Below are 20,168 nucleotides of genomic sequence, written 5' to 3' on the forward strand. Positions count from 1 at the left end.
CGGTCACTCCCTCTGACCGGCTGCAAAATGTTTAAAGGAAAACGAAATGAATATTGGTCAGGCAGCAAAAGCTTCCGGCGTATCAGCTAAAATGATCCGCTATTATGAGCAAATCGGGCTTGTGCCGGTCGCTGACCGCACATCCGCCGGCTATCGTGATTATTCCAACACCGATATCCATATGCTCCGCTTCATCCGGCGGGCACGGGATCTGGGGTTTTCCGTTGCCGAAATCAGCGACCTTCTCAGTCTGTGGCGGGATGATTCTCGCAAAAGCGCAGAAGTCAAACAAATGGCACAAGGCCATATTGACGAGCTGGCAGTTAAAATCAAAGCTCTGCAAGATATGTCCAACACACTGACAATGCTGGTCAATGCCTGTCAGGGTGACCACCGGCCTCACTGCCCGATCCTGAAACGCCTCGAGACAGATCCGGAAGATGAAGATCTCTCTATCCGGCCGAGGCGTGGCGCTGTGGATCGCCGGTTGCAATGAAACGGGGACACCAACTCTGCCGCTATATGATCATATTATCGGGCCTGACACATAAACGCACCCTTGATGCTGCCAGAACATTTGGCCGAATTGTCAGGCAACTCGTCAAACTCGTGTTGGTACTTGTTTCTCTTATACAAGCGCTACAAAAATGCTTTTACCACTGCTGTATAAAGACAATGGCTTTATACAGCAGTGGTAAAGCTTTAAGCGGAGGATTGTTTTTCAAGTTCTGCAACGATCTGAATTGGCGAGCAGTTAACCCCGCCAAAATGGGCCGCAGCAAGCATCAGCAATTCATGCCTTCACATCATTTCCTCACCAAATTAACTGATTAAAACAATTGACATCATTTATATATCCATTATTCTGGATATATGGAAAATGAAACGGCAATCACGGCACTCGCAGCCTTAGCACAGACCACACGACTGGAAACTTTCCGGTTACTGGTCAAACACGAACCGAACGGTTTACCGGCAGGTGAACTGGCACGTGTATTGGATGTGCCCCAGAATACAATGTCAGCCCACCTGTCCACGCTGTCCCGCGCAGGATTGATCAAAGGGGAACGTCTGAGCCGGTCGATCATCTACCGCGCTGATCTTGATGTATTTCGGGAACTGACGCTTTTCATGATCAAGGATTGTTGTGGCGGCAGTGAAGAACTCTGCACTCCCCTTATCCAGAGTCTTACGCCCTGCTGTACGTCAAAGGAGCAGCCGGATCATCCAGTCTGAATCCTCCTGCATAACAATCTGAAATTCTCTGATTATCACATCTGAATAAGGCTGGTTTCGCTCCATGACATGAAACCAGTCAAGGAAAAGTCATGTCTATATTTGAACGATATCTGACGCTTTGGGTCGCTTTATGTATCATCATAGGAATTGCCCTGGGACATCTGTTCCCTGCTGCTTTTCATATGGTCGGGGCAGCAGAGGTTGCAAAGGTCAATATACCTGTTGCCATACTGATCTGGCTGATGATCATTCCCATGCTGCTTAAAATCGACTTCTCAGCGATGCGTCAGGTCGGGCAGTATTGGCGCGGTATCAGCGTGACACTCTTCGTCAATTGGGCGGTTAAACCCTTCTCTATGGCCTTGCTGGGCTGGCTGTTCATCGGCTGGCTGTTCCGGCCATATCTCCCGCAAGAGCAAATCGACTCTTACATAGCTGGCCTGATTATTCTTGCCGCAGCACCATGTACCGCTATGGTCTTTGTCTGGTCTAACCTGATTAAGGGCGAACCTCATTTCACCCTGTCACAGGTGGCACTGAATGATGCGATCATGGTCATTGCTTTTGCCCCGATTGTCGGGCTGCTCTTAGGCTTGTCTGCTATCACCGTACCGTGGAATACGCTGATTTTCTCAGTGGTTTTGTACATCATCTTTCCCGTCATCATCGCACAACTGATACGACGCAGCCTGCTCTCCAAGAATGATGGACATCCCTTAAACAAACTGCTGAAGGCATTACAGCCATTATCGCTGGTCGCACTTCTTGCCACGCTTGTTTTGCTCTTTGGTTTTCAGGGAGAACAGATCATAGCCCAGCCACTGATTATCGCCATGCTGGCAATACCGATCCTGATCCAGGTCTATTTCAACTCCGGTCTGGCCTATCTCCTGAACCGGATGTCAGGCGAACAGCATTGCATCGCAGGCCCGTCTGCAATGATCGGCGCTTCAAACTTCTTCGAATTAGCCGTTGCCGCAGCCATCAGTCTTTTCGGCTTCAGTTCCGGTGCCGCCCTTGCAACAGTTGTCGGCGTCTTGGTGGAAGTCCCCGTTATGCTCTCCGTTGTCTGGATCGTGAACCGGTCTAAAGGCTGGTATGAACAAGGCAATAATCAAACCAAAACAGGTGATATCTGATGTCCGTTACAATCTATCACAACCCTAAATGCGGAACTTCACGCAACACACTCGCTATGATCCGCGCCAGCGGTGAAGAGCCTGTCATCATTGAATATCTGCAAACACCGCTATCCAAAGAACAGTTGTCAGAACTTGTTGCTGCCATGAAAATTTCCGTGCGGGATTTGCTGCGGGAAAAAGGCACGCCTTTTGCCGAACTGGATTTAGCCAATACGAAATGGTCAGACGATCAGTTGCTGGATTTCATTGTGCAACATCCGATTCTGATGAACAGACCGGTTGTGGCCACACCTCGTGGCACAGCCCTTTGTCGCCCGTCAGAACGTGTTCTTGATCTTCTGGAAAATCCCGCTGTCAACTTTACCAAAGAAGACGGGGAACAGGTCACCTATGAGCAAAAGGACAGATAATCGTGACACTGCCCAATCTTGACCTGCAGGCGTATCGTGCGCCCGATTACGATAAGCTCCAAGCACCTTTACTGACACATAAACCGCGTATCCTGCTTCTATACGGGTCGCTGAGAGAACGTTCTTACAGCCGCTTCTTAACGCTTGAAGCACAGCGCCTGTTGGAATTGATGGGGGCAGAAACACGAATATATCATGCCGACGGCCTGCCATTGCCAGATGACAGGACTGCTGATCACAGTAAGGTTCAGGAGTTGCGGGAAGCAATGGTGTGGTCAGAAGGGCAAGTCTGGACCAGCCCTGAACGCCACGGCGCAATGAGTGCGGTCATGAAATCACAAATTGACTGGATACCTTTAGCGGGCGGCTCTGTACGCCCGACGCAAGGTCGCACACTGGCACTGATGCAGGTTTCCGGCGGCTCGCAGTCTTTCAATGCTTTGAACCAAATGCGTGTGCTAGGTCGGTGGATGCGCATGATTACAATCCCCAACCAATCATCAGTCGCCAAAGCATGGCAGGAGTTTGATGAAGCCGGACGCATGAAACCCTCTTCATTTTATGAAAGAGTTGTCGACGTCATGGAAGAACTTATCAAATTCACCATCCTGACACGGGGCATTTCTGACCACCTGACCGACCGTTACAGTGAACGAAAAGAAGCCGCAGAAAAACTGGAAACCCGTATCTCGTTGAAATCCATATGACCGATCAGCGCCTTCCTGTTTATGCAATCCTGAGCCTTGGCCTCACACAAATCATCGGCTACGGCACACTCTACTATTCATTCAGTGTGCTGGCTCCGTCCATTGCGGATGGCTATCAGGCAACAACGGAATGGGTTTATGGGATATTGTCCATAGCCCTGCTAGCAGGCGGTGTGCTGGCACCTTGGCTGGGCAAACTCATTGATCGCTTAGGTGCCGCGCAAATTATGACAACCGGCTCTGCTTTTGCAGCCCTTGCTCTCATCCTTTGCGCAGTCTCCCCCAATTCGCTGGCCTTCATTGTAACGCTTACAATCGTGGAGATTGCAGCCAATCTTGTACAATACGGCGCCGCCTTTGCACTGCTTGTGCAGATCAAACCAGTGGTTGCCCAGCGCAGCATTGTCTATCTGACATTGATAGCCGGTTTTGCATCCACCATCTTCTGGCCCCTCACTTCACTGCTTCTGCAATGGCTGACATGGCAGCAAATCTATCTGGTCTTTGCCGGTCTTCATCTGGTGATATGCCTGCCGCTGCATTATTCCCTGACACGCATCAGCAAAACAACTCATGACCAACGTAAGAATGACAGCAAAGAAATATCTTCTGTAGCTGGCGCACTGCCTTTGGCATCAAGACATAAAGGCTTCGTGGTACTGCTAACAGCATTTTCCCTGCAAGCACTGATATCCTCTGCAATCCTTGTCCATATGATCCCGCTACTGGCCATATTGGGCCTGGCAAAATCAGCAGCCTTTATTGGCGCAGTGTTCGGGCCATCGCAAGTCGCCAGCCGCCTGATCAATATGATGGCGGGAAAAACCCTATCCCCAGTGAACTTAGCCATCATCGCAGCCTCACTCATTGCCTTATCCGTTATGATATTGATGATCGGTGCGCCTTATATCCCTGCGGCGATATTATTCGCCTGCCTGTTTGGTTTCGGCAATGGTTTGTTCAGCATTATAAGCGGTTCTCTCCCGTTATATTTATTTGGAAGCGCCGGATATGGTGCGATGCAGGGAAAACTGATGTCTGCGAGATTGGTGCTATCTGCCGCAGCACCCTTTGCAATGGCCTTCGCGCTGAAGAATACAAGTGCGTACATCACCTTAGCGATAATCATCGCCATATCGATAGCGGGAGGCAGTCTGTACTTAATAATCCAGAGAATTCTGTCTGCAAAAGATAGTATTTAGTAATTTAAAATTATTTTTTAGACTGAGCATTACACTGCATAACCGCTGTTTTCACAGCTGACCGTCTTCACCTAAGCAGTGGCAGGTAAAATCTGTATTACACTTCGGGGCACAACCTTTTGACATTACCAACATAAAAAAGCGGCCGGAAAACCGGCCGCCCCACGCGCTGCATATCGATAATAATTATTCGAAATCTTTATCGCTATAGAGCTTTGTTTTCTTGACAGCTTCGATGTTCTTCGCGCCACCAAGCATCATATTGATGGTCAGTTCTTTATTCAGCTGCTGGATCACGGAGTTCACACCTTCCGCACCACCAAGATTAAGACCATAGAGGATCGGACGGCCGACAGCGACCACATCGGCACCGCTGGCCAGTGCTTTAAACACATGCGAACCGCGACGCACACCACTGTCGAAGACAATCGGAACGCGCTTATTCACAACCTTGGCAATCGAAGGCAGAACATCAAATGAAGCAGGACCACTATCAAGCTGACGGCCACCGTGGTTGGAAACCCAGATACTGTCCGCACCGGCTTTAATCACCACATCAGCATCTTCCGGTGACTGAATACCCTTCACAATCACCGGCAGACCGGTCATGTCTTTTACATATTTGATATCAGCCGGTGTGAAAGCCTGTTTAGCCTGAGCATAAATTTCACTGATGCCCGCGCCTTTACCGGTTTTCGAACCGTCATCATTCTGCTTGGCAAACAGTTCCAGATTGGCAAAGCCTAACGGAAACTGAAAATCATTCTTGATGTCATCTTCACGATAACCACCGACCGGTGAGTCAACCGTCAGAATAATCACCTTGGCACCGCTGTCCTTAGCACGCTTCAGGGTAAACTCATTGAACGCTTCATTCTTGCTCATATAGAGCTGGAAGAAGAACGGATTACCGTCAGAAACTGCGGCCACCTCTTCAATGGTTTTATTACCATAGGTGCTCAGCGAGAAAATCGAGCCCGCTTTTGCCATGCCTTTGGCGGTTGCAATCTCGCCATCCTGATGTGCCAGCCCCTGTGCCGCCATCGGCGCCTGAATGATCGGCGTTTTCAGGTCAATACCAAGATAATTGGTCTTCAGATCAATGTCTGACAATTCAATGCCCTGCATAACGCGCGGCATAATATATTTCTTGTCAAACACCGATGTGTTGGAGCGCAGGTTCTGCTCGTTTTCAGCGCCGCCACGGATATAGCCGAAGGCACCTTTATCCATATTGGCCTTAACCTGACCTTCCAGCTCATTCAGATTGGTGATCTTAACAGGGCCTTCTGCAGTGCTGGCTTTATAATCAGCCGCATTTGCGACACCGAGGGACAGAGCAAGGGCAACCGCACTCAATGATACTGCATATTTTTTGCTAATAAATTTAGTCATAATATAAACTCCCGGCTACGCGCCGATTAACTGTCAGCTTACTGTTTGACAGCTTCTGCCTGAATTTTCAGAGTGACCATTTTTTCCATGCCTTCTTTGACAAGGAAATCCACGCCCCATTGGGTGCGATCGATCGTAACTTCGAAATCACCGCCACAAACTTCAGCACTCAGCATCGGGTTCTGATAGCAATTGAACTTGGTCGCCTTGAGTTGTACCGGATGGGTCTGACCTTTGATTGTCAGATTGCCGTCAACGGAAACAAGTTTGTTATCAGCGATATTCCATTTGGTTGATGTGAAATCGATTGTCGGATGCTTTGCTGCATCAAGAAGATCAGCGCTTTTCAAATGCGCATCAAAACCTTTGATACCGGTGTTCAAAGTATCAACAGGAATAGAGACTTTTACCGAGCCGGTCTGCGTTTCCGGTGAATAGCTGATATCACCTGAAATACCGTATAAACCACCGCTATTTGTGGAAGTGTTAAAATGATCAATATAGAACACAGCCTTTGTATGATCAGGATCAAGCTTGTAATCAGCCGCTTGAGCTGCAGTTATTGAAAGAAATGAAGCGAGCAAAGGCAATATAATTTTCTTCATTGAAGAATTCCTATTTTTGTCATGCTTGAAAGCATCAAGACATATTCTGCATGCAACAGAATTATCTTGTGGTTTTACAATAAGAAACACAGCAGACTAGAGGAATCTGTGCTTCTGTTATGACCGGAAAATAAGACAGGTTATCATTATCGGGTAGATCGGATTTTAATAAACTCTGTTCCAAAAACAGGACAATTAAGTGACTTTATAAAGAGAAAAGCAGTAGCGCAGGGCTGAGCTCATCAAAATCAGGCAGAGAAAGCATTAAAAAGCTGCCGGATAGTCTCAAAATCATTCACAGTATCAATATCAGCAAAGGCAGGAGCAGCCTGCTCCACAAAATCCGCCTGCGGTAAAAGACTGCGGGCTCCGCCCTCACCTGCGTGCGGCAAACTTCTCAAATGCTCTGTCAGGCACAAAGCTGGCGGACCGCTATAATCACCGGATGAAGATGCAATCACCGGTACTGTGCTGCGCGTAGCCAAGTGTAATAAACGCTCGATATGGGAACGCGGCACCAGTGGCATATCCGCAAGACAAATCAGCACCCGTGTCTGTTTCTGAATTTCCGTCAGACCGCGATGCAGAGAGCCAAGCATGCCTGTCTCAACATCTTCTGTCAGCGCCAGCGTAAAGCCTGCATCCGTATAGGCGTTCGTCCATGGCGCAAGGCTGCGGCACGTCACAATCCGTTTGCCCCATGAAAACCCGTCCAGTACCTGCAATATATGATGCGCCACAGGCTTGCCGCCAAGCATGGCATTCAGCTTGTCGCCATTCGTATAGCGCGAACCTGCCCCGGCCCCCAGCACCAGAACAGCGGTCGAAGACGCATCAACCATGACGCGCATCCTTGGCTTGCTCTGTCTTGCGCGCCATGATCTCTGCCAGAACCGACACAGCTAAAGAACGTGCATCACGCACAGGGCCGAACAGACCAATCGGCGCGGACAACCGCGCAATCTGCTCTTCTGAAAAACCGTCTTTCAGCAATTGCTCACGCCGTACCGCATGGGTGCGCCTGCTGCCGAGACAGCCGATATAAAAGGCACGGCTGTTCAACGCCTGTTTCAGCAGCGGCAGTTCTTTATCAAGATCATGCTGGAGAAACACCACGGCCGTTGCCTCATCAATATCCGCAGGCAGAACATCACGAACGGCTTCAATATTCAGCGCTGTTGCAGCCTGGTAAAGCACTTCACTTTCCAGCCCCTGCCCCAGTAGCACAAGGCGCAATGCAGGCGGCAGAGCAACGACAAACCGGTCTTCATGCCAGCCGGTATTGGAGGATATTGCGGAACAGATCAAAGACTGGTGCTGAGGATGATAAAGCAATGCTGCGCTCTGTCGGCGCACGTAAAGTTCCAGCACCGCATCCAGTGCCTGCGCATCCCGCAGCACATGAATAGCCAGCACAATCCCGCCGCCGCAGGGCAGTACAACATCAAAATAAGAAGATTCTTTGCCGAGCCGCAATGTCCGGTCTTGTCGTTCTGCCAGAGCCTGCACAGCCTCACGCGCAACAACACCTTCAACACAGCCACCGGAGACCATACCGCAATAACCGCCCGCAGCACTTACGGCCATCATCGCACCGGCAGCGCGGGAAGATCCGCCGATAATTTCCGTCAGCATAACCAGCGCGCAAGGCTTGCCCTGCCGCACAATCTCATGCGCAAAACGCAGCACATCAATCGTCTGATCTGTATGAAATAAGCGATGCACATCGACTTTATCGGGTACGATACCATCGTCCATAGCAATGATGCCTTATAAAAATTATGTCTCAAAAACAGACCGGCGGATTTACATCCGCCGGTTTAAGCAAGCTGGTTTAGCGGCTTGCTTTTTCAATATCCTGCACGGTGATATTGGCAGGCTGACCACCCCATTCGGCACGCATATAATTGACGAGGTCAGCTATTTGCTGCTGTGTCAGTGTATCCTTGAAGCCCGGCATCGCCTGCATCACTTCACCATTGCCAAGGCGTTGTTCAGCAATACCATCCACAATCACATGGATCAGATTACTAGGATCCGCCAGCATCGCACTGGTATTGGTAATCATGGCCGGCGCAATGTGCGGCTTACCTTCACCATCCACACCATGGCAACCGGCGCAAACAGCCATATAGGCATCCCGGCCGCTCTGACGTACCGCTGCATCAATCGCCACCGGCGTTTGTTGCGGAGTTTCCGGCAGTTTGTCACCTGTCAGATAGGTCTGAATGGCCGCAATATCCTCATCTGTCATATATTGGGATGAGTGCAGCAATACCGGATACATTTCCAGTGTCATTGTGCCCTGTGGCGACATACCGGTCTTGAGGAATTTACGCATATCCTCAGCCGTCCAGCCACGTGCAGCAAGCGCTTCAGGCTTCAGACTCGGGCCTGTAATTTTGCCCAGCACACTGCCTTCATAGGCTGACGCCAGTTTCAGACCGCCAATCGCATTACGCGGCGTATGACATTCCTGACAATGACCCAGAACATCGGTCAGATAAGCACCTTTGGCCTGTTCCGGTGTGGCATTGGCCGGCATTTGCAGCTTCGGATTGACCAAATTCCAGTAAGACAGTGCCCAGCGCTGATTGAACGGGAAAGACAAACCCAATTCCGGATTGGCACGTTTTACAGGCTGCTGGTCCATCAGATAGGCATAAATCGCATCGGAATCTTCCGGACGGATTGTATGATAGGACACATAAGGCATCGCCGGATAAACCCGCTTGCCATCCGCACGCACACCATCCGCCACGGCATGATAGAAATCAGCCGATGTATAATTGCCTATACCGGTTTCTTTATCCGGCGTGATATTCGTGCCGTAGATCACGCCGAAAGGCGTTTCAATCGGATGACCACCGGCATAAGGTGCACCGTCCGGCGACTGGTGACAGGCCGCGCAGTCTGCTACAGCGGCGAGATATTTACCGCGCTTGATCAGCTTGGCTTTATCTTCACCGGACACGGCCAGACGCTGCTCGGCAGCCTTATCATCATAGGCAGATTTTGCCGGCCAGAACGGCACAGAGGCCGCTACCACACCGCCGACAACACCAAGCCCGAGAATCCATTTGATTACTGGTTTCATTTAACAAGCCCCGGCGTGTTCATGACAACATCATGCACCGCACTGTAATAACGGACATAGCCGGTGCAGCGGCAGATATGATCATTGAGGGAATCTTCGATGACCTGCTTCACGTCTTCTTTTGCCACAGGTTCCTTCTGCAAACGCTCCACCAGAACAGTAGCAGCATTCACAAAGCCCGGTGCGCAATAGGAGCACTGGAAGGAGAAATGATCGAGGAAAGCTTCCTGAATGGCAGAGAGCTTCAGCTGACCGTCTTCACCCTTGGTCGCGTGACCTTCAACCGTGCGAATAGAACGGCCGTTGAAATAATGGGCACCGGTAATGCAGGTGCGCATTTCGCGGCTGGTACCATCCGGCTCGTCCACAATCACGGTGCAGGCGCGGCAAAGTCCCTGCCCGCAGCCAAAACGGCTGCCGGTCAGGTCTGCATATTCATGCAGGAAATCCACCATCGACAATTCTTCAGGAACCGTCATCGGCCCTACCTGCTGACCGTTGATGTTCAGCTTAATTTCGCGTGTCGGGATACTCATGACAATGCCTCTTTAATCTTTTCTTCCGTCAGCGGGAGTTCGCGCAGATATTTGCCAACGGCATGCGCAACCGCATTGGCAACCGCAGGAATGGTTGGAATCTGCACCACTTCTGCAATGCCTTTCGGATGATCTTCCTGTTCTGTAACCGGCAGAATATTTGCCGTCTGGTTCCAGACTGCCACGTCTTTACCGCGTGGCAGGCGATAGCGGTTGAAGTTCCAGTCGCCGCTGCCGGGACCGTCTTCATAGAGCGGCATGCCTTCATAAAGCGCATGGCCGACCGACATCCCGATACCGCCCTGCAGCTGACCAGATACAAATTCCGGTACCAGCACACGGCCGCAATCCAGCGATGAATGATGCGACAGGATTTTCACCTCACCGGTACCACGGTTAACACTGACTTCAATCAATGCGGATGCCGGTGCAAAACGTGACCAGCTGGCATTATCCACCTGAGGATCCATATAATGCACATTGCGGCGCTCAATGCGTTGCCACTGATCGGAACCCGTCTGAATAGCCAGACCATCAATCGGACGGCGGCTTGTTTCACCGAGAATGTCATAATCGGCCTCACCCCAACCCCAGCGGTCAAAGGCGTGTACCATCGCGCCGGTAATGCCCTTCAGCTCATAGGCTTTGGCGGCAAGTTCTGCCAGCGTCAGCGCACGGCCATCGGCAAGCGTGAACTTCTCATCTTTCCACGAGGCAGCAGCTGCCTCTTCCGGCGTGACATTCCACAATGCCGCTGCCGCAGGCAGAATACCGCGCTCATAAATGAGACGACCTGCTTCATGGGTACCATGGGTGAAGTAGAATGCACTGTTCGTGGCACTCGATGCCGAAGCCATTGCCGGTGTCCAGCGCGGATCCGGCGACATCTCATCCTGATGCGCTTTGTCCATTACAAACGGATTGAGCGTGGCGAACATTTCCAGCGGCGACCAGTCAAGGGCGGCGCTTTCAATCTCATCGGCAGGTTTACCCAACCAGCGCGAGCACATCAGTGCCTGTGTACTGACCGCACCGGTGCCGATTTCCACGGCAATATGATGCAGACGGATTTTGCCTTCCGGTGTCAGAACAATCGAGGCTGCCACAGCTTCGTTCGAGTTACCAAAACCCTTTTTGGCAATCGCATAGCCAACACCATATTTCAGCGCAGGATTTTCTGCTTCGAACTCGGCTTTACGCTTCGTGCGGTTTGCCCAGACCGGATGCGCACGATCAGCTTCGATCATTTCGCGCATACGGCACAGGCTCAGCGGAAATGCACCGGCAGAGCTGCGTTCGCCATCCTGCAAAGCATTGATCAGGCGCAGCTCCATCACATCAACGCCCAGCTCTTCAGCCAGTTCTTCCACCAGCATTTCCGTGCCGATTTGTGCTTCCAATGAGCCAAAACCACGCACAGAACCGGACATTGGCGCACGCGATGAATGTGCAATCGCGGCAATATCGTTCTTAGGGAAATAATAGATCCCCTGTGCCGCACCGGCGGCAACCTGCGTCACCGGCGTGGTATAGTTCTGACGACCGCCGCCATCCAGTTCCAGATCAGCAGCAAGGGCCTGCATTTTCAGCGTCTTGCGGTTGATACCCAGACGATATTTCATACGGATCGGATGGCGTTTGATGGCAGTCTGGAAGTGCTCTTCACGATCCAGCGCCAGACGTACAGGATGTCCTTCAGCAAAGAGCGCAGCAACAATACCGTAATAAGGAAACGGACTGTGTTCCTTTGTACCATAACCAACTGTATAGGCCGGATGGCCTTTCAGCTCACGTACATCAAAGGTGCTTTTCTTAAGCATCGCCGCAGTGCCGGTCATCACCTCATGCGGGCTCTGGCTGGCCATAACAATTTCAAGTTTGCCGGATTTTGCATCATACCAGCAATTGCAATTGTCAGGCTCAAGTGCGGCCGCATCAATGAACGGCGAATAATATTCACGCTCGATCACATGCCAGTCTTCAGGCGGTGTATTCAGTTCTGCGCGAATGCTTTCGGCATAGGCCATACCGCGTGCCATTGCATCGCCGGATGCATCAGCCTTCGGCCAGTTGACATCATTCTTGTCATAACTTGCGAAAACATAGCCGTCATCGACCGGATTAAACAGGTCTTTCTCGGCCTTCGCACCGCCCTCACCTTCAACACGGACAAAGCGGAAATTGGCTAACGGACCCTGCTCTACAGGCGCAGTTGTATCACCATAGCGGATGATCTCATCACGCTTGGTTTGATAAATACGCTTGGCAACGGAGAAGCGGGCAAAATCACGATAAATCAGGATTGCCAGCGGATGGCCGAGAAACAGCGGTACTTCGCCTTTTGGCGACAGCATTTTCTGGCCGTAAGTATAAGGATCGTAAAAATCCAGACCGGCTTTAACTGTATCCTCTGCGGTTACCAGATAATCCGGCTGCAGATCGTCACCCAGCAAAGACAGATCAAGGTCAAGAAACGGTGCATCGGCACGGGTCGACCAGATCACGAAAGCATGTGCCTGTTCTTTCGGCCAGCCTGTCATATCCTTCGCGCGGATATCACGGGCAAAAACTTTGGAACCTGTCACCTTTGCCACGCCGTCAACACGGCGCTTGAGCTGGGTTGTACCTTGCGGGAGCGGTAAGTCCAGAATCTGCTTTTCAAACAATGCAGCGCGGGCTGCACGGATCGGAAGAATAGTGACCGCAATTCCGGACGCTGTAAACTTGAGAAAGTCCCTGCGTGTCGGTGTCATATGAATTACTCCCAGCGTTACTTACAATATTACGAACGATCTTTATCCAAACCGTTTCTTTCAACAAAGAAACGGTGGCTTCAGATCTGAATTTGACTGAAACTACTCAACATTATGTAGTATAAAATATCCGGAATTATATCACAGACAGATTAAATCAATGCCTGCATATGTATCCGTCCGGATATAGATTTGGTGTATTTCTGCCTTACTCAATCACCATTCATCATACGAAAAATACCATCGACGAGAATGAGTGAAATCTGCGCAAACCCGACCAATATTCAGCTAATATAATAGGGCTAACACATTTTAGAACAGTTTCAAGATCACGAAAATGAGAACATACAACTCTTTGATTTTAAAATATATTTCCATATAAAACAGCTTTATATTCCTAGGAATATAAAGCTGTTTTTGACAATCGAATCTAAAAATTACAAAAAATCAGGTATTTTAAACACTGAAGCAATTATACTTGAGTAAAACTATCCAGTATTATTTTAAAGCGACGGTTCTTCACCAGGCGCCAGCGTCATAACATCTGCCCAGTCCGGATGACGGCGATACTGCGCCCGCACATAAGGACAAAGCGGCAGAATACGAAAACCGTTTTTACGTGCGTCTTCAACCATATAGGCCACGAGAGCCAGGCCGGCACCGGTGCTGCGCATACTATCCGGCACACCGGTGTGATCCGCACTGATCACTCCGTTGGCACGACGCGTAAAAGTGATTTCGGCAGTACCTTCAACACCATCCGCACGTGCCGCATAACGTCCGTGACGTGTATCAATATCTTCAATAGTGATTTTAAGATCAGTCATCGGGCCTCTCCTTTTAAATCTGCCTTTTGTAAGCAATTCGTCTGTCAAACCGCCTGCTGCAGTGTCAGGGCATCCGTCATTGTCTCACGAGTCAATGGCGCACCAAATACCGGTGTGCCGGTGTCAAACATGCGACTGGCAATCAATGGCCCCGCATCCACCGGATCAAAGCCAATCCGGTCGACAAATCCGGCAACCTGCTTACGAGCCTCGGCATCATTACCGGCAATGGCCAGAGCACGGCGTTGCGGATCATCGCTTGGTCGGGCTTCCTCATCAATCTCATGATAGCCCATATGGTTGAAACTGCGTACCAGCCGCGACTGCGACAGGAATTTCTGGATCACTTCGCTACTGGAAGTTCCTGTTTCAAACTCAGGGATCGTACCGTCTGTCGGTGCCCAGTAATTCATCGCATCAATAACGATTTTGCCCGCAAGCAGTTCCGGCTGCAGCTGACGATATTTGGACAAAGGCAGTGCGAGGATGACGATATCGCTTTCTGCAATCGCGTCCTGCGCGGTTGTAGCAACAGCACCCGGCACCATGATTTCGAGCAACAGCGCAATCTCTGCCGGTGATTTGGATGTCGCAATCTTCACCGCATAACCCGCCGCAATTGCGCGACGGGCTATAGCAGTGCCGACACGACCGGCACCCAGAATACCAATTGTTTTCACTTCGGTGATTTGCATATCAGCAATCTCCTTTTTTACTTCACAGAACCAAGCTCCGTATCAACCAGAGGCTTCACTTTGGTTCCCAGCAACTCAATCGAACGCAAAAAATCCTTATGCGGCATCTGTCCCACATCCATCTGGAAAAACTGGCGCATATGACCAAGCTGTTTTTGCAGCGTGATAATCCGTTCTGCAATTTCCTCCGGCTCACCGGCAAAAATTGCGCCGCCGCCGCTGGCTTCACTGTCATAATGCGAGCGTGGCGGTGGCGCGAAACCACGGATTTTGCCCAGCTGCTCCATCACCGCATGCCAATGCGTCCAGAAGAAATCCTTGGCTTGTTTGGCATTCTCGCCAACAAAACCCGGTGTTGCGACCGAGATTTTCAGTTGTTCCGGTGCAATTTCAGCCTGCGCGCCCGCACGGCGGTACAACTCGGCCAAAGGCGCAAAACGCGCAGCCTGTCCGCCGATAATTGCATAGGAAATCGGCAGTCCGAGAATACCGGCGTGTACTGATGAATGCGGATTACCGCCGGTTGCCAGCCAGATCGGCAAAGAACCGCTTTCGGGGCGCGGCACAACCAGCGCCTCGTTCAAAGCCGGACGGAATTTGCCCTGCCATGTCACGCTTTCGCTCTCATTGATCTTCAACAGCAGATCAAGCTTTTCCGCATAAAGCTCGTCATAATCATTCAGACTATGACCGAAGAGCGGGAAAGACTCCGTCGAAGAACCGCGACCGGCTGTAATTTCTGCGCGACCGTTCGACACCGCATCCAGCGTTGCGAATTGCTGATAAACACGCACCGGATCATCGGTACTGAGCACCGTTACCGCGCTGCCCAGCTTGATGTTTTTGGTTGTGGTTGCCGCAGCACCGAGAATAACCGTTGCCGCCGAGGCCGGCATTTCCCGTGTGTGATGTTCACCAATACCGAAATAATCCAGCCCCGTTTCATCGGCCAGTTGAATGGCTTCCAGCAGGTTGCGTGTTGCATCTGCCGTTGAGCCCAGCTCACCGGTCTGTGCATTTTTCTGTACGTCGCCGAAACTATAAACGCCAAGTTCCATAATACTGGCTCCTTTCAGTGCGGCATCTCAATGCCCGCACTTTGAATTTTCTAAATATGTGTCGCTGTCTGTTTATCAACCGGCTGTGCCGGTGCGCCCTTTCAGCAATTGCGCAAATGGTGTAACCGTCTGGCTAAGCTGCACACCGGAATCCCGCTTGCGCTGATCGCCGATATTCGGAACAAAACCACCGACACCGCTTTTCTCAGCCACCACCAGCGCTGCAAATTCACTGGCCGCACGTTGCACGCGGGAAGACAGATCATGTCCGGCTTCACCGCTGCCAAAATCTTCAGTCGCAGCGAAAACGCCGGTCGGAACCACGGTTGCACGCAGATAAGAGAACAACGGCCGCAGGGCATGTTCCAACACCAGAGAATGGCGCGCTGTTCCCGCTGTTGCCGCAATAATCACCGGCATATTGTTCAATGCATTAGTATCCAGAGCATCAAACAGCATTTTAAACAGCCCGCTATAGCTGGCGGTGAAAACCGGCGTGACTGCGATCAGCCCGTCAGCCGCAGAGATTCTCTCTTTAACCTCAGAGAGATGCGGGGTCGGAATGCCGCCGGTCGCCATAGTGGTGGCCAAGTCCATAGCCAGCTCGCGCAGCTCGATGACCTCAATTTGCGCCTCTTCACCGCGCGCACCGATTTGTGCAGCTGTTGCCTGTGCGATCTGATCTGCCAGCATACGGGTTGATGATGGCTGCGACAGACCGGCAGTCAAAACAAGAATACGACGTGTCATAATTATCTCCGTTCATTGGCAGGGAAGGAGCAGAGATATCCCTGCCCCTTAATCAAACCTGCCTCAGGCTGGCTGTTCTGCGCTCTCGACCGGAATAACCTTACGGTGTTTACCATCCGGCCCCTGTGCACGCAGGCTTGCGTGGCTTGGCGGATCGCTCGGAATATGAGACGGGCGGCGCGCTTCAAACTCTTTGCGCAACACCGGCACCACTTCCGTGCCCAGCAGCTCAATCTGTTCAAGCACCATCTCTTCCGGCAGACCTGCATGATCGACGAGGAACAACTGACGCTGATAATGACCGGCATAATCAGCAAAGCTCAGTGTTTTCTCGATCACCTGCTCCGGCGAACCGACAGTCAGCGGGGTCATTTCCATAAAGTCTTCCATGGATGGTCCGTGACCATAAACCGGCGCATTATTGAAATAAGGCCGGAAATCACGAATGGCATCCTGACTGTTCTTGCGCATGAAAATATGCCCGCCAAGACCGACAATCGCCTGATCCGCACTGCCATGACCATAATGTTCAAAGCGTGAGCGATACAGATTGATCATCTGCTGCGTGTGTTCCTTGTTCCAGAAGATGTGATTTGCAAAGAAACCATCCCCGTAGAACGCAGCCTGTTCAGCAATTTCCGTACTGCGGATCGAGCCGTGCCAGACAAATGGCGGCGTATCATCCAGCGGTGCCGGTGCCAGTGTAAAACCGCGCAGAGGCGTACGGAACTGACCCTGCCAGTCCACGGTCTTTTCACGCCACAAGCGGCGCAGCAGATGATAATTCTCAATCGCCAGCGGAATACCCTCGCGGATATCCTTACCAAACCACGGATAAACCGGCCCTGTATTACCGCGCCCCATCATCAGATCGACACGACCATCTGCCAGATGTTGCAGGATCGAAAAATCCTCGGCAATCTTCACCGGATCATTGGTGGTAATCAGCGTGGTCGAGGTCGTCAGCTGAATCTTACTGGTTTTAGCCGCAATCCAGCCCAGCATGGTTGTCGGTGAAGACGGCACAAATGGCGGATTATGATGTTCGCCGGTAGCGAAAACGTCGAGACCGACTTCTTCTGCCTTCAGCGCATATTTCATCATCGACATCAGCCGCTGATGTTCGCTCGGGGTTTTGCCGGTTGTCGGATCAGTTGTTACGTCACCGACGGTAAAAATTCCAAATTGCATGAGTACACCTGTCCGTTCGTTGTCTGCTGCGAGATTCTCAGCAACAGCTTCGTTGACAGAAACATAATCATGGAATGGTTTTATTGTAGTCAGCGGAATTGCACTAGACTGTCCTAAATATCAGACCAATGCTCTATTCAGCTTCCCCGCTCACCAGATTGGCCATCAGACGGAATGCTCCTGCAACCAGCCTGTCCATCTGGTGATGCAACACAAAACTGGTATGCGTGTGCCGCCCTTTGCCAATCCGTGCAGACAAAAGCGCACCGGTTAACGGCTGCTCATTGGCATCATGCATAGATAGCAGCGGTTGATAGGCCGCATCCCAATGAGATGCGAAATACAGCCCGCGCTCTTTGTTCCAGCCCCGCCAGTCCTCATCTGTTATGCAATTCGGCCAGTTTAGCAATCTGTGCTCCGGTGCCAGAACGGTGACAGCTGCTGCGGGATCCGTCACCCGCCAGCGCAGCGAGGGTGAACCGATTTTCAACGGGCGCACCGGTGTTGTCTGCGGGTTCCAGCCATCGGTCGGGCGATGATAAAGCGTCAGCAAATGACCGCCATTTTCAACATAGTTATGAATGCGCACGGTTGCATCAGCCAGATCCTGTCTTAAACCAAAAGCAAAAATCCCGACAACAATGGTGGTGAATTGCTGTAAGTCACCGGCCAGATGTTTTGGCTCCAGTTCCGTTACATCAAGCCCCATACGGCTCAGCCACAGACCAACACGATCAGCACCGCCGCCGACATAACCGATCTTTGCACCTTGCGGCAGTTTCAGATCCAGTGCCAGCACATTCAATAATTCCGGTTCGCGATACATCACCTGCCCGATATGCGGATAGGTAATCGGCGTCTGCCGCACCGCATCACGACCGGCAATCTGCGCCTGCAAACGGAACAATCCGGCTTTCGGTTTTTCCGGCGCGCAAAGTGTTGCATCCCCTTCATTCTGCACGACTGACCAACCATCATCACTGATAAAACGCACAGGCTGCGGATCACCACTGACAGTTACACTCACCGGCCATTGTGTTTTACCTGCCGGATCAAGCGGAACAATCACCGCTTCCGGTTCAATCCGCACAGACTGTGCAGGCACCAGCGCAAATTGCTCCGCAAGATCGAAACTCGCTTTAGCCTGATAGTCAGAGAATTGTGCTGTTACCCGAACATAGAATTCGCCATTGCCACCAAGAGAAGACCAGACCGGCCTATAAAGCGGGCTGAAAGCTGTCTCTGCTCCGGCTTTCACATCAAAGGACTGGTCAGTCGTGGTTGTTTCATGCGCATAGGCTGCACAATGCTCCGGTAAAACCGGTTCAACCTGTGCCTGATACTGAGTATGCCCGGCGCCAAACCGCACCTGCAACAAAGCTTCTCCGGCAGGTGACATCACCGGAGGGTTCAGTTCCGCACTATCAAAAACCGCTGCAGCTTCGATCAGTACAGCATCAATCTCGGTCTTTTTGCGTAAAAGACGATGCTCATGCGCGAGCAGAAAATCTGCCGGTGCATTAGCGCGGATAGTATCAATATTGCGCGCAGCCGATACCAGAGAAGCGATGATTGCATCACGGTCAGGGAACGCGGCAATGGCGCTATCAATCGCTTTTTGCACATCTTGTAATGCTTTAGCGACAGCTTCGGGCATGCTCGCATAAGCCGCCAAGGCTGCCAGATCAGCTGGCAGATTATCCAGTACGGAAGCCTCTGCACCAGTCTTCTCTGCCAGCAGCAGATGCAAAGGCCACTGTATTTTTGGCTGCTCCGGCCAATGTCCCATACCCTGCGACGCATGATAATAACGCGACCATTCCCCGATGCGGTCATAATCCGCACCAGTTGCCGGTTCACGTCCCTCAGCCCGCACTGTCAATGTTGTTTCCGGCGGCGGTACCTCATCATCATAAGTATCGCCCCCGCCAGACCATGCAGGCAGATAATATTTGGTGACCTGCCAAGGCTGCAGACCTTGTACAAAATGCTCAGGAAAAGCCTGATCGTCAGCAGCCAGCGCAATGGCTCGTTCCGCTGCGCGGGTCATCGCACGGTGATGACCGTGCTGCCCCGGCACATCCAAAAAAGTCGGAATAACAATATCCGGCCGCTCACTGCGATAAGCCCGCACGAGACGCTCGACGATGCGTTCCTCGCCCCACCGATCAAAAGTACGGTCGCCGTCTTTGGAGAAGCCGAAATCATGCACTGCATCATCAGGCCCGTGACCAAGCCAGACAATATCACAGTCCAGCTCCCGTGCAGCCTCTTCCATTTCCCGCGAGCGCATCAGCCCCAATGCACCGCCGCGTTCCGGCCCTAAAGCATTCTGCCCGCCCTCACCGCGGGTGGAACAACCGACAATCACCCGCATACCAACGCCAAAACGAAAATAAGCAAGTAAGCCGCTTTGCTCATCATCGGGATGCGCGCCGGTATTCATGACTGTCACAACCGAGCGTAACCGGCTTAATGCATGATGCAGGCGCACAAGTGCCGGTGCCGATTTTTGTCGTTCAATATGTTGGCGGTCAGTCAGCACCGGATGCCTCCTCACA

19 protein-coding genes are annotated in these 20,168 nt (G+C 51.5%); 6 read left to right on the plus strand and 13 right to left on the minus strand.

Translation table 11 applies throughout. From position 1 onward, the window contains the following. The first annotated feature begins 46 nt into the window (after window positions 1–46). The 6 genes from cueR (at window position 47) to arsK (ending at window position 4,700) form a co-directional block, all read left to right on the plus strand. Window positions 47–496 carry a Cu(I)-responsive transcriptional regulator gene (cueR, locus tag HBA93_RS07155; RefSeq protein ID WP_121992386.1) on the plus strand — a complete coding sequence of 150 codons (450 nt, stop codon included), beginning with the start codon at window positions 47–49 and terminating at the stop codon, window positions 494–496. A gap of 377 nt (window positions 497–873) precedes the next feature. Next, window positions 874–1,236: an ArsR/SmtB family transcription factor gene (locus HBA93_RS07160; protein WP_221722810.1), complete on the plus strand. Its 363-nt coding sequence runs from the start codon at window positions 874–876 to the stop codon at window positions 1,234–1,236. A gap of 92 nt (window positions 1,237–1,328) precedes the next feature. Then, window positions 1,329–2,378 (plus strand): ACR3 family arsenite efflux transporter, encoded by a 1,050-nt coding sequence (gene arsB / locus HBA93_RS07165; RefSeq protein WP_221722811.1) that lies wholly within the window; start codon window positions 1,329–1,331, stop codon window positions 2,376–2,378. After that, the gene (gene arsC / locus HBA93_RS07170) at window positions 2,378–2,791 is read left to right on the plus strand and encodes an arsenate reductase (glutaredoxin) (RefSeq protein WP_221722812.1); all 414 of its coding nucleotides are present in this window, start codon (window positions 2,378–2,380) and stop codon (window positions 2,789–2,791) included. The genes arsB and arsC overlap by 1 nt, the downstream gene beginning before the upstream one ends. Continuing rightward, entirely contained in the window at window positions 2,788–3,498 is a 711-nt protein-coding gene (arsH, locus tag HBA93_RS07175) for an arsenical resistance protein ArsH (RefSeq protein ID WP_353619331.1), read from the plus strand. Before arsC ends, arsH begins: the two co-directional genes overlap by 4 nt. Continuing rightward, complete coding sequence (arsK, locus tag HBA93_RS07180; RefSeq protein ID WP_221722813.1) at window positions 3,495–4,700, plus strand: arsenite efflux MFS transporter ArsK; 1,206 nt, start codon at window positions 3,495–3,497, stop codon at window positions 4,698–4,700. The genes arsH and arsK overlap by 4 nt, the downstream gene beginning before the upstream one ends. Window positions 4,701–4,886: 186 nt before the next feature. On the opposite strand, the gene HBA93_RS07185 is transcribed toward arsK, so the two are convergent. From HBA93_RS07185 to HBA93_RS07245, 13 genes are all read right to left on the minus strand, one after another. Then, on the minus strand, window positions 4,887–6,095 hold the full coding sequence (locus HBA93_RS07185) for a lactate oxidase (protein ID WP_221722814.1): 1,209 nt from the start codon (window positions 6,093–6,095) through the stop codon (window positions 4,887–4,889). A 38-nt stretch (window positions 6,096–6,133) separates the two neighbouring features. After that, entirely contained in the window at window positions 6,134–6,700 is a 567-nt protein-coding gene (locus HBA93_RS07190) for a YceI family protein (protein WP_221722815.1), read from the minus strand. Window positions 6,701–6,948: 248 nt separating this feature from the next. Continuing rightward, on the minus strand, window positions 6,949–7,542 hold the full coding sequence (locus HBA93_RS07195) for a nucleotidyltransferase family protein (protein ID WP_221722816.1): 594 nt from the start codon (window positions 7,540–7,542) through the stop codon (window positions 6,949–6,951). Beyond that, window positions 7,535–8,458: an XdhC family protein gene (locus HBA93_RS07200; protein ID WP_221722817.1), complete on the minus strand. Its 924-nt coding sequence runs from the start codon at window positions 8,456–8,458 to the stop codon at window positions 7,535–7,537. The genes HBA93_RS07195 and HBA93_RS07200 overlap by 8 nt, the downstream gene beginning before the upstream one ends. 76 nt (window positions 8,459–8,534) lie before the next feature. Next, complete coding sequence (locus tag HBA93_RS07205; RefSeq protein ID WP_221722818.1) at window positions 8,535–9,797, minus strand: c-type cytochrome; 1,263 nt, start codon at window positions 9,795–9,797, stop codon at window positions 8,535–8,537. Then, a complete protein-coding gene (locus HBA93_RS07210; RefSeq protein ID WP_022710574.1) occupies window positions 9,794–10,333 on the minus strand; it encodes a (2Fe-2S)-binding protein in 540 nt (179 codons plus the stop codon). Before HBA93_RS07210 ends, HBA93_RS07205 begins: the two co-directional genes overlap by 4 nt. Beyond that, window positions 10,330–13,086, minus strand: coding sequence for a xanthine dehydrogenase family protein molybdopterin-binding subunit (locus tag HBA93_RS07215; protein WP_221722819.1), 2,757 nt, complete (start codon window positions 13,084–13,086; stop codon window positions 10,330–10,332). Before HBA93_RS07215 ends, HBA93_RS07210 begins: the two co-directional genes overlap by 4 nt. A 503-nt stretch (window positions 13,087–13,589) precedes the next feature. Further along, window positions 13,590–13,913 (minus strand): GNAT family N-acetyltransferase, encoded by a 324-nt coding sequence (locus tag HBA93_RS07220; protein WP_122093533.1) that lies wholly within the window; start codon window positions 13,911–13,913, stop codon window positions 13,590–13,592. Between the two features lie 44 nt (window positions 13,914–13,957). Then, the gene (locus HBA93_RS07225; RefSeq protein ID WP_221722820.1) at window positions 13,958–14,608 is read right to left on the minus strand and encodes an NADPH-dependent F420 reductase; all 651 of its coding nucleotides are present in this window, start codon (window positions 14,606–14,608) and stop codon (window positions 13,958–13,960) included. 17 nt (window positions 14,609–14,625) lie between these two features. Next, window positions 14,626–15,666, minus strand: coding sequence for an LLM class flavin-dependent oxidoreductase (locus tag HBA93_RS07230; protein ID WP_221722821.1), 1,041 nt, complete (start codon window positions 15,664–15,666; stop codon window positions 14,626–14,628). A 75-nt stretch (window positions 15,667–15,741) separates the two neighbouring features. Beyond that, window positions 15,742–16,416, minus strand: a complete 675-nt coding sequence (locus HBA93_RS07235) for an FMN reductase (RefSeq protein WP_221722822.1) — start codon at window positions 16,414–16,416, stop codon at window positions 15,742–15,744. 63 nt (window positions 16,417–16,479) lie between these two features. After that, window positions 16,480–17,607 (minus strand): LLM class flavin-dependent oxidoreductase, encoded by a 1,128-nt coding sequence (locus HBA93_RS07240; RefSeq protein ID WP_221722823.1) that lies wholly within the window; start codon window positions 17,605–17,607, stop codon window positions 16,480–16,482. Between the two features lie 133 nt (window positions 17,608–17,740). Beyond that, a complete protein-coding gene (locus tag HBA93_RS07245; RefSeq protein ID WP_221722824.1) occupies window positions 17,741–20,152 on the minus strand; it encodes a PIG-L family deacetylase in 2,412 nt (803 codons plus the stop codon). Window positions 20,153–20,168 lie beyond the last annotated feature (16 nt).

It is taken from the genome of Ochrobactrum sp. SFR4 (assembly GCF_019730395.1).
Taxonomy (GTDB): domain Bacteria; phylum Pseudomonadota; class Alphaproteobacteria; order Rhizobiales; family Rhizobiaceae; genus Pseudochrobactrum.

What these genes read in the sequence shown, in the direction of transcription:
- cueR (WP_121992386.1), top strand. Translation starts at nt 47, where the DNA reads ATGAATATTGGTCAGGCAGCAAAAGCTTCCGGCGTATCAGCTAAAATG.
- HBA93_RS07160 (WP_221722810.1), top strand. Translation starts at nt 874, where the DNA reads ATGGAAAATGAAACGGCAATCACGGCACTCGCAGCCTTAGCACAGACC.
- arsB (WP_221722811.1), top strand. Translation starts at nt 1,329, where the DNA reads ATGTCTATATTTGAACGATATCTGACGCTTTGGGTCGCTTTATGTATC.
- arsC (WP_221722812.1), top strand. Translation starts at nt 2,378, where the DNA reads ATGTCCGTTACAATCTATCACAACCCTAAATGCGGAACTTCACGCAAC.
- arsK (WP_221722813.1), top strand. Translation starts at nt 3,495, where the DNA reads ATGACCGATCAGCGCCTTCCTGTTTATGCAATCCTGAGCCTTGGCCTC.
- HBA93_RS07185 (WP_221722814.1), bottom strand. Translation starts at nt 6,095, where the DNA reads ATGACTAAATTTATTAGCAAAAAATATGCAGTATCATTGAGTGCGGTT.
- HBA93_RS07190 (WP_221722815.1), bottom strand. Translation starts at nt 6,700, where the DNA reads ATGAAGAAAATTATATTGCCTTTGCTCGCTTCATTTCTTTCAATAACT.
- HBA93_RS07195 (WP_221722816.1), bottom strand. Translation starts at nt 7,542, where the DNA reads ATGGTTGATGCGTCTTCGACCGCTGTTCTGGTGCTGGGGGCCGGGGCA.
- HBA93_RS07200 (WP_221722817.1), bottom strand. Translation starts at nt 8,458, where the DNA reads ATGGACGATGGTATCGTACCCGATAAAGTCGATGTGCATCGCTTATTT.
- HBA93_RS07205 (WP_221722818.1), bottom strand. Translation starts at nt 9,797, where the DNA reads ATGAAACCAGTAATCAAATGGATTCTCGGGCTTGGTGTTGTCGGCGGT.
- HBA93_RS07210 (WP_022710574.1), bottom strand. Translation starts at nt 10,333, where the DNA reads ATGAGTATCCCGACACGCGAAATTAAGCTGAACATCAACGGTCAGCAG.
- HBA93_RS07215 (WP_221722819.1), bottom strand. Translation starts at nt 13,086, where the DNA reads ATGACACCGACACGCAGGGACTTTCTCAAGTTTACAGCGTCCGGAATT.
- HBA93_RS07220 (WP_122093533.1), bottom strand. Translation starts at nt 13,913, where the DNA reads ATGACTGATCTTAAAATCACTATTGAAGATATTGATACACGTCACGGA.
- HBA93_RS07225 (WP_221722820.1), bottom strand. Translation starts at nt 14,608, where the DNA reads ATGCAAATCACCGAAGTGAAAACAATTGGTATTCTGGGTGCCGGTCGT.
- HBA93_RS07230 (WP_221722821.1), bottom strand. Translation starts at nt 15,666, where the DNA reads ATGGAACTTGGCGTTTATAGTTTCGGCGACGTACAGAAAAATGCACAG.
- HBA93_RS07235 (WP_221722822.1), bottom strand. Translation starts at nt 16,416, where the DNA reads ATGACACGTCGTATTCTTGTTTTGACTGCCGGTCTGTCGCAGCCATCA.
- HBA93_RS07240 (WP_221722823.1), bottom strand. Translation starts at nt 17,607, where the DNA reads ATGCAATTTGGAATTTTTACCGTCGGTGACGTAACAACTGATCCGACA.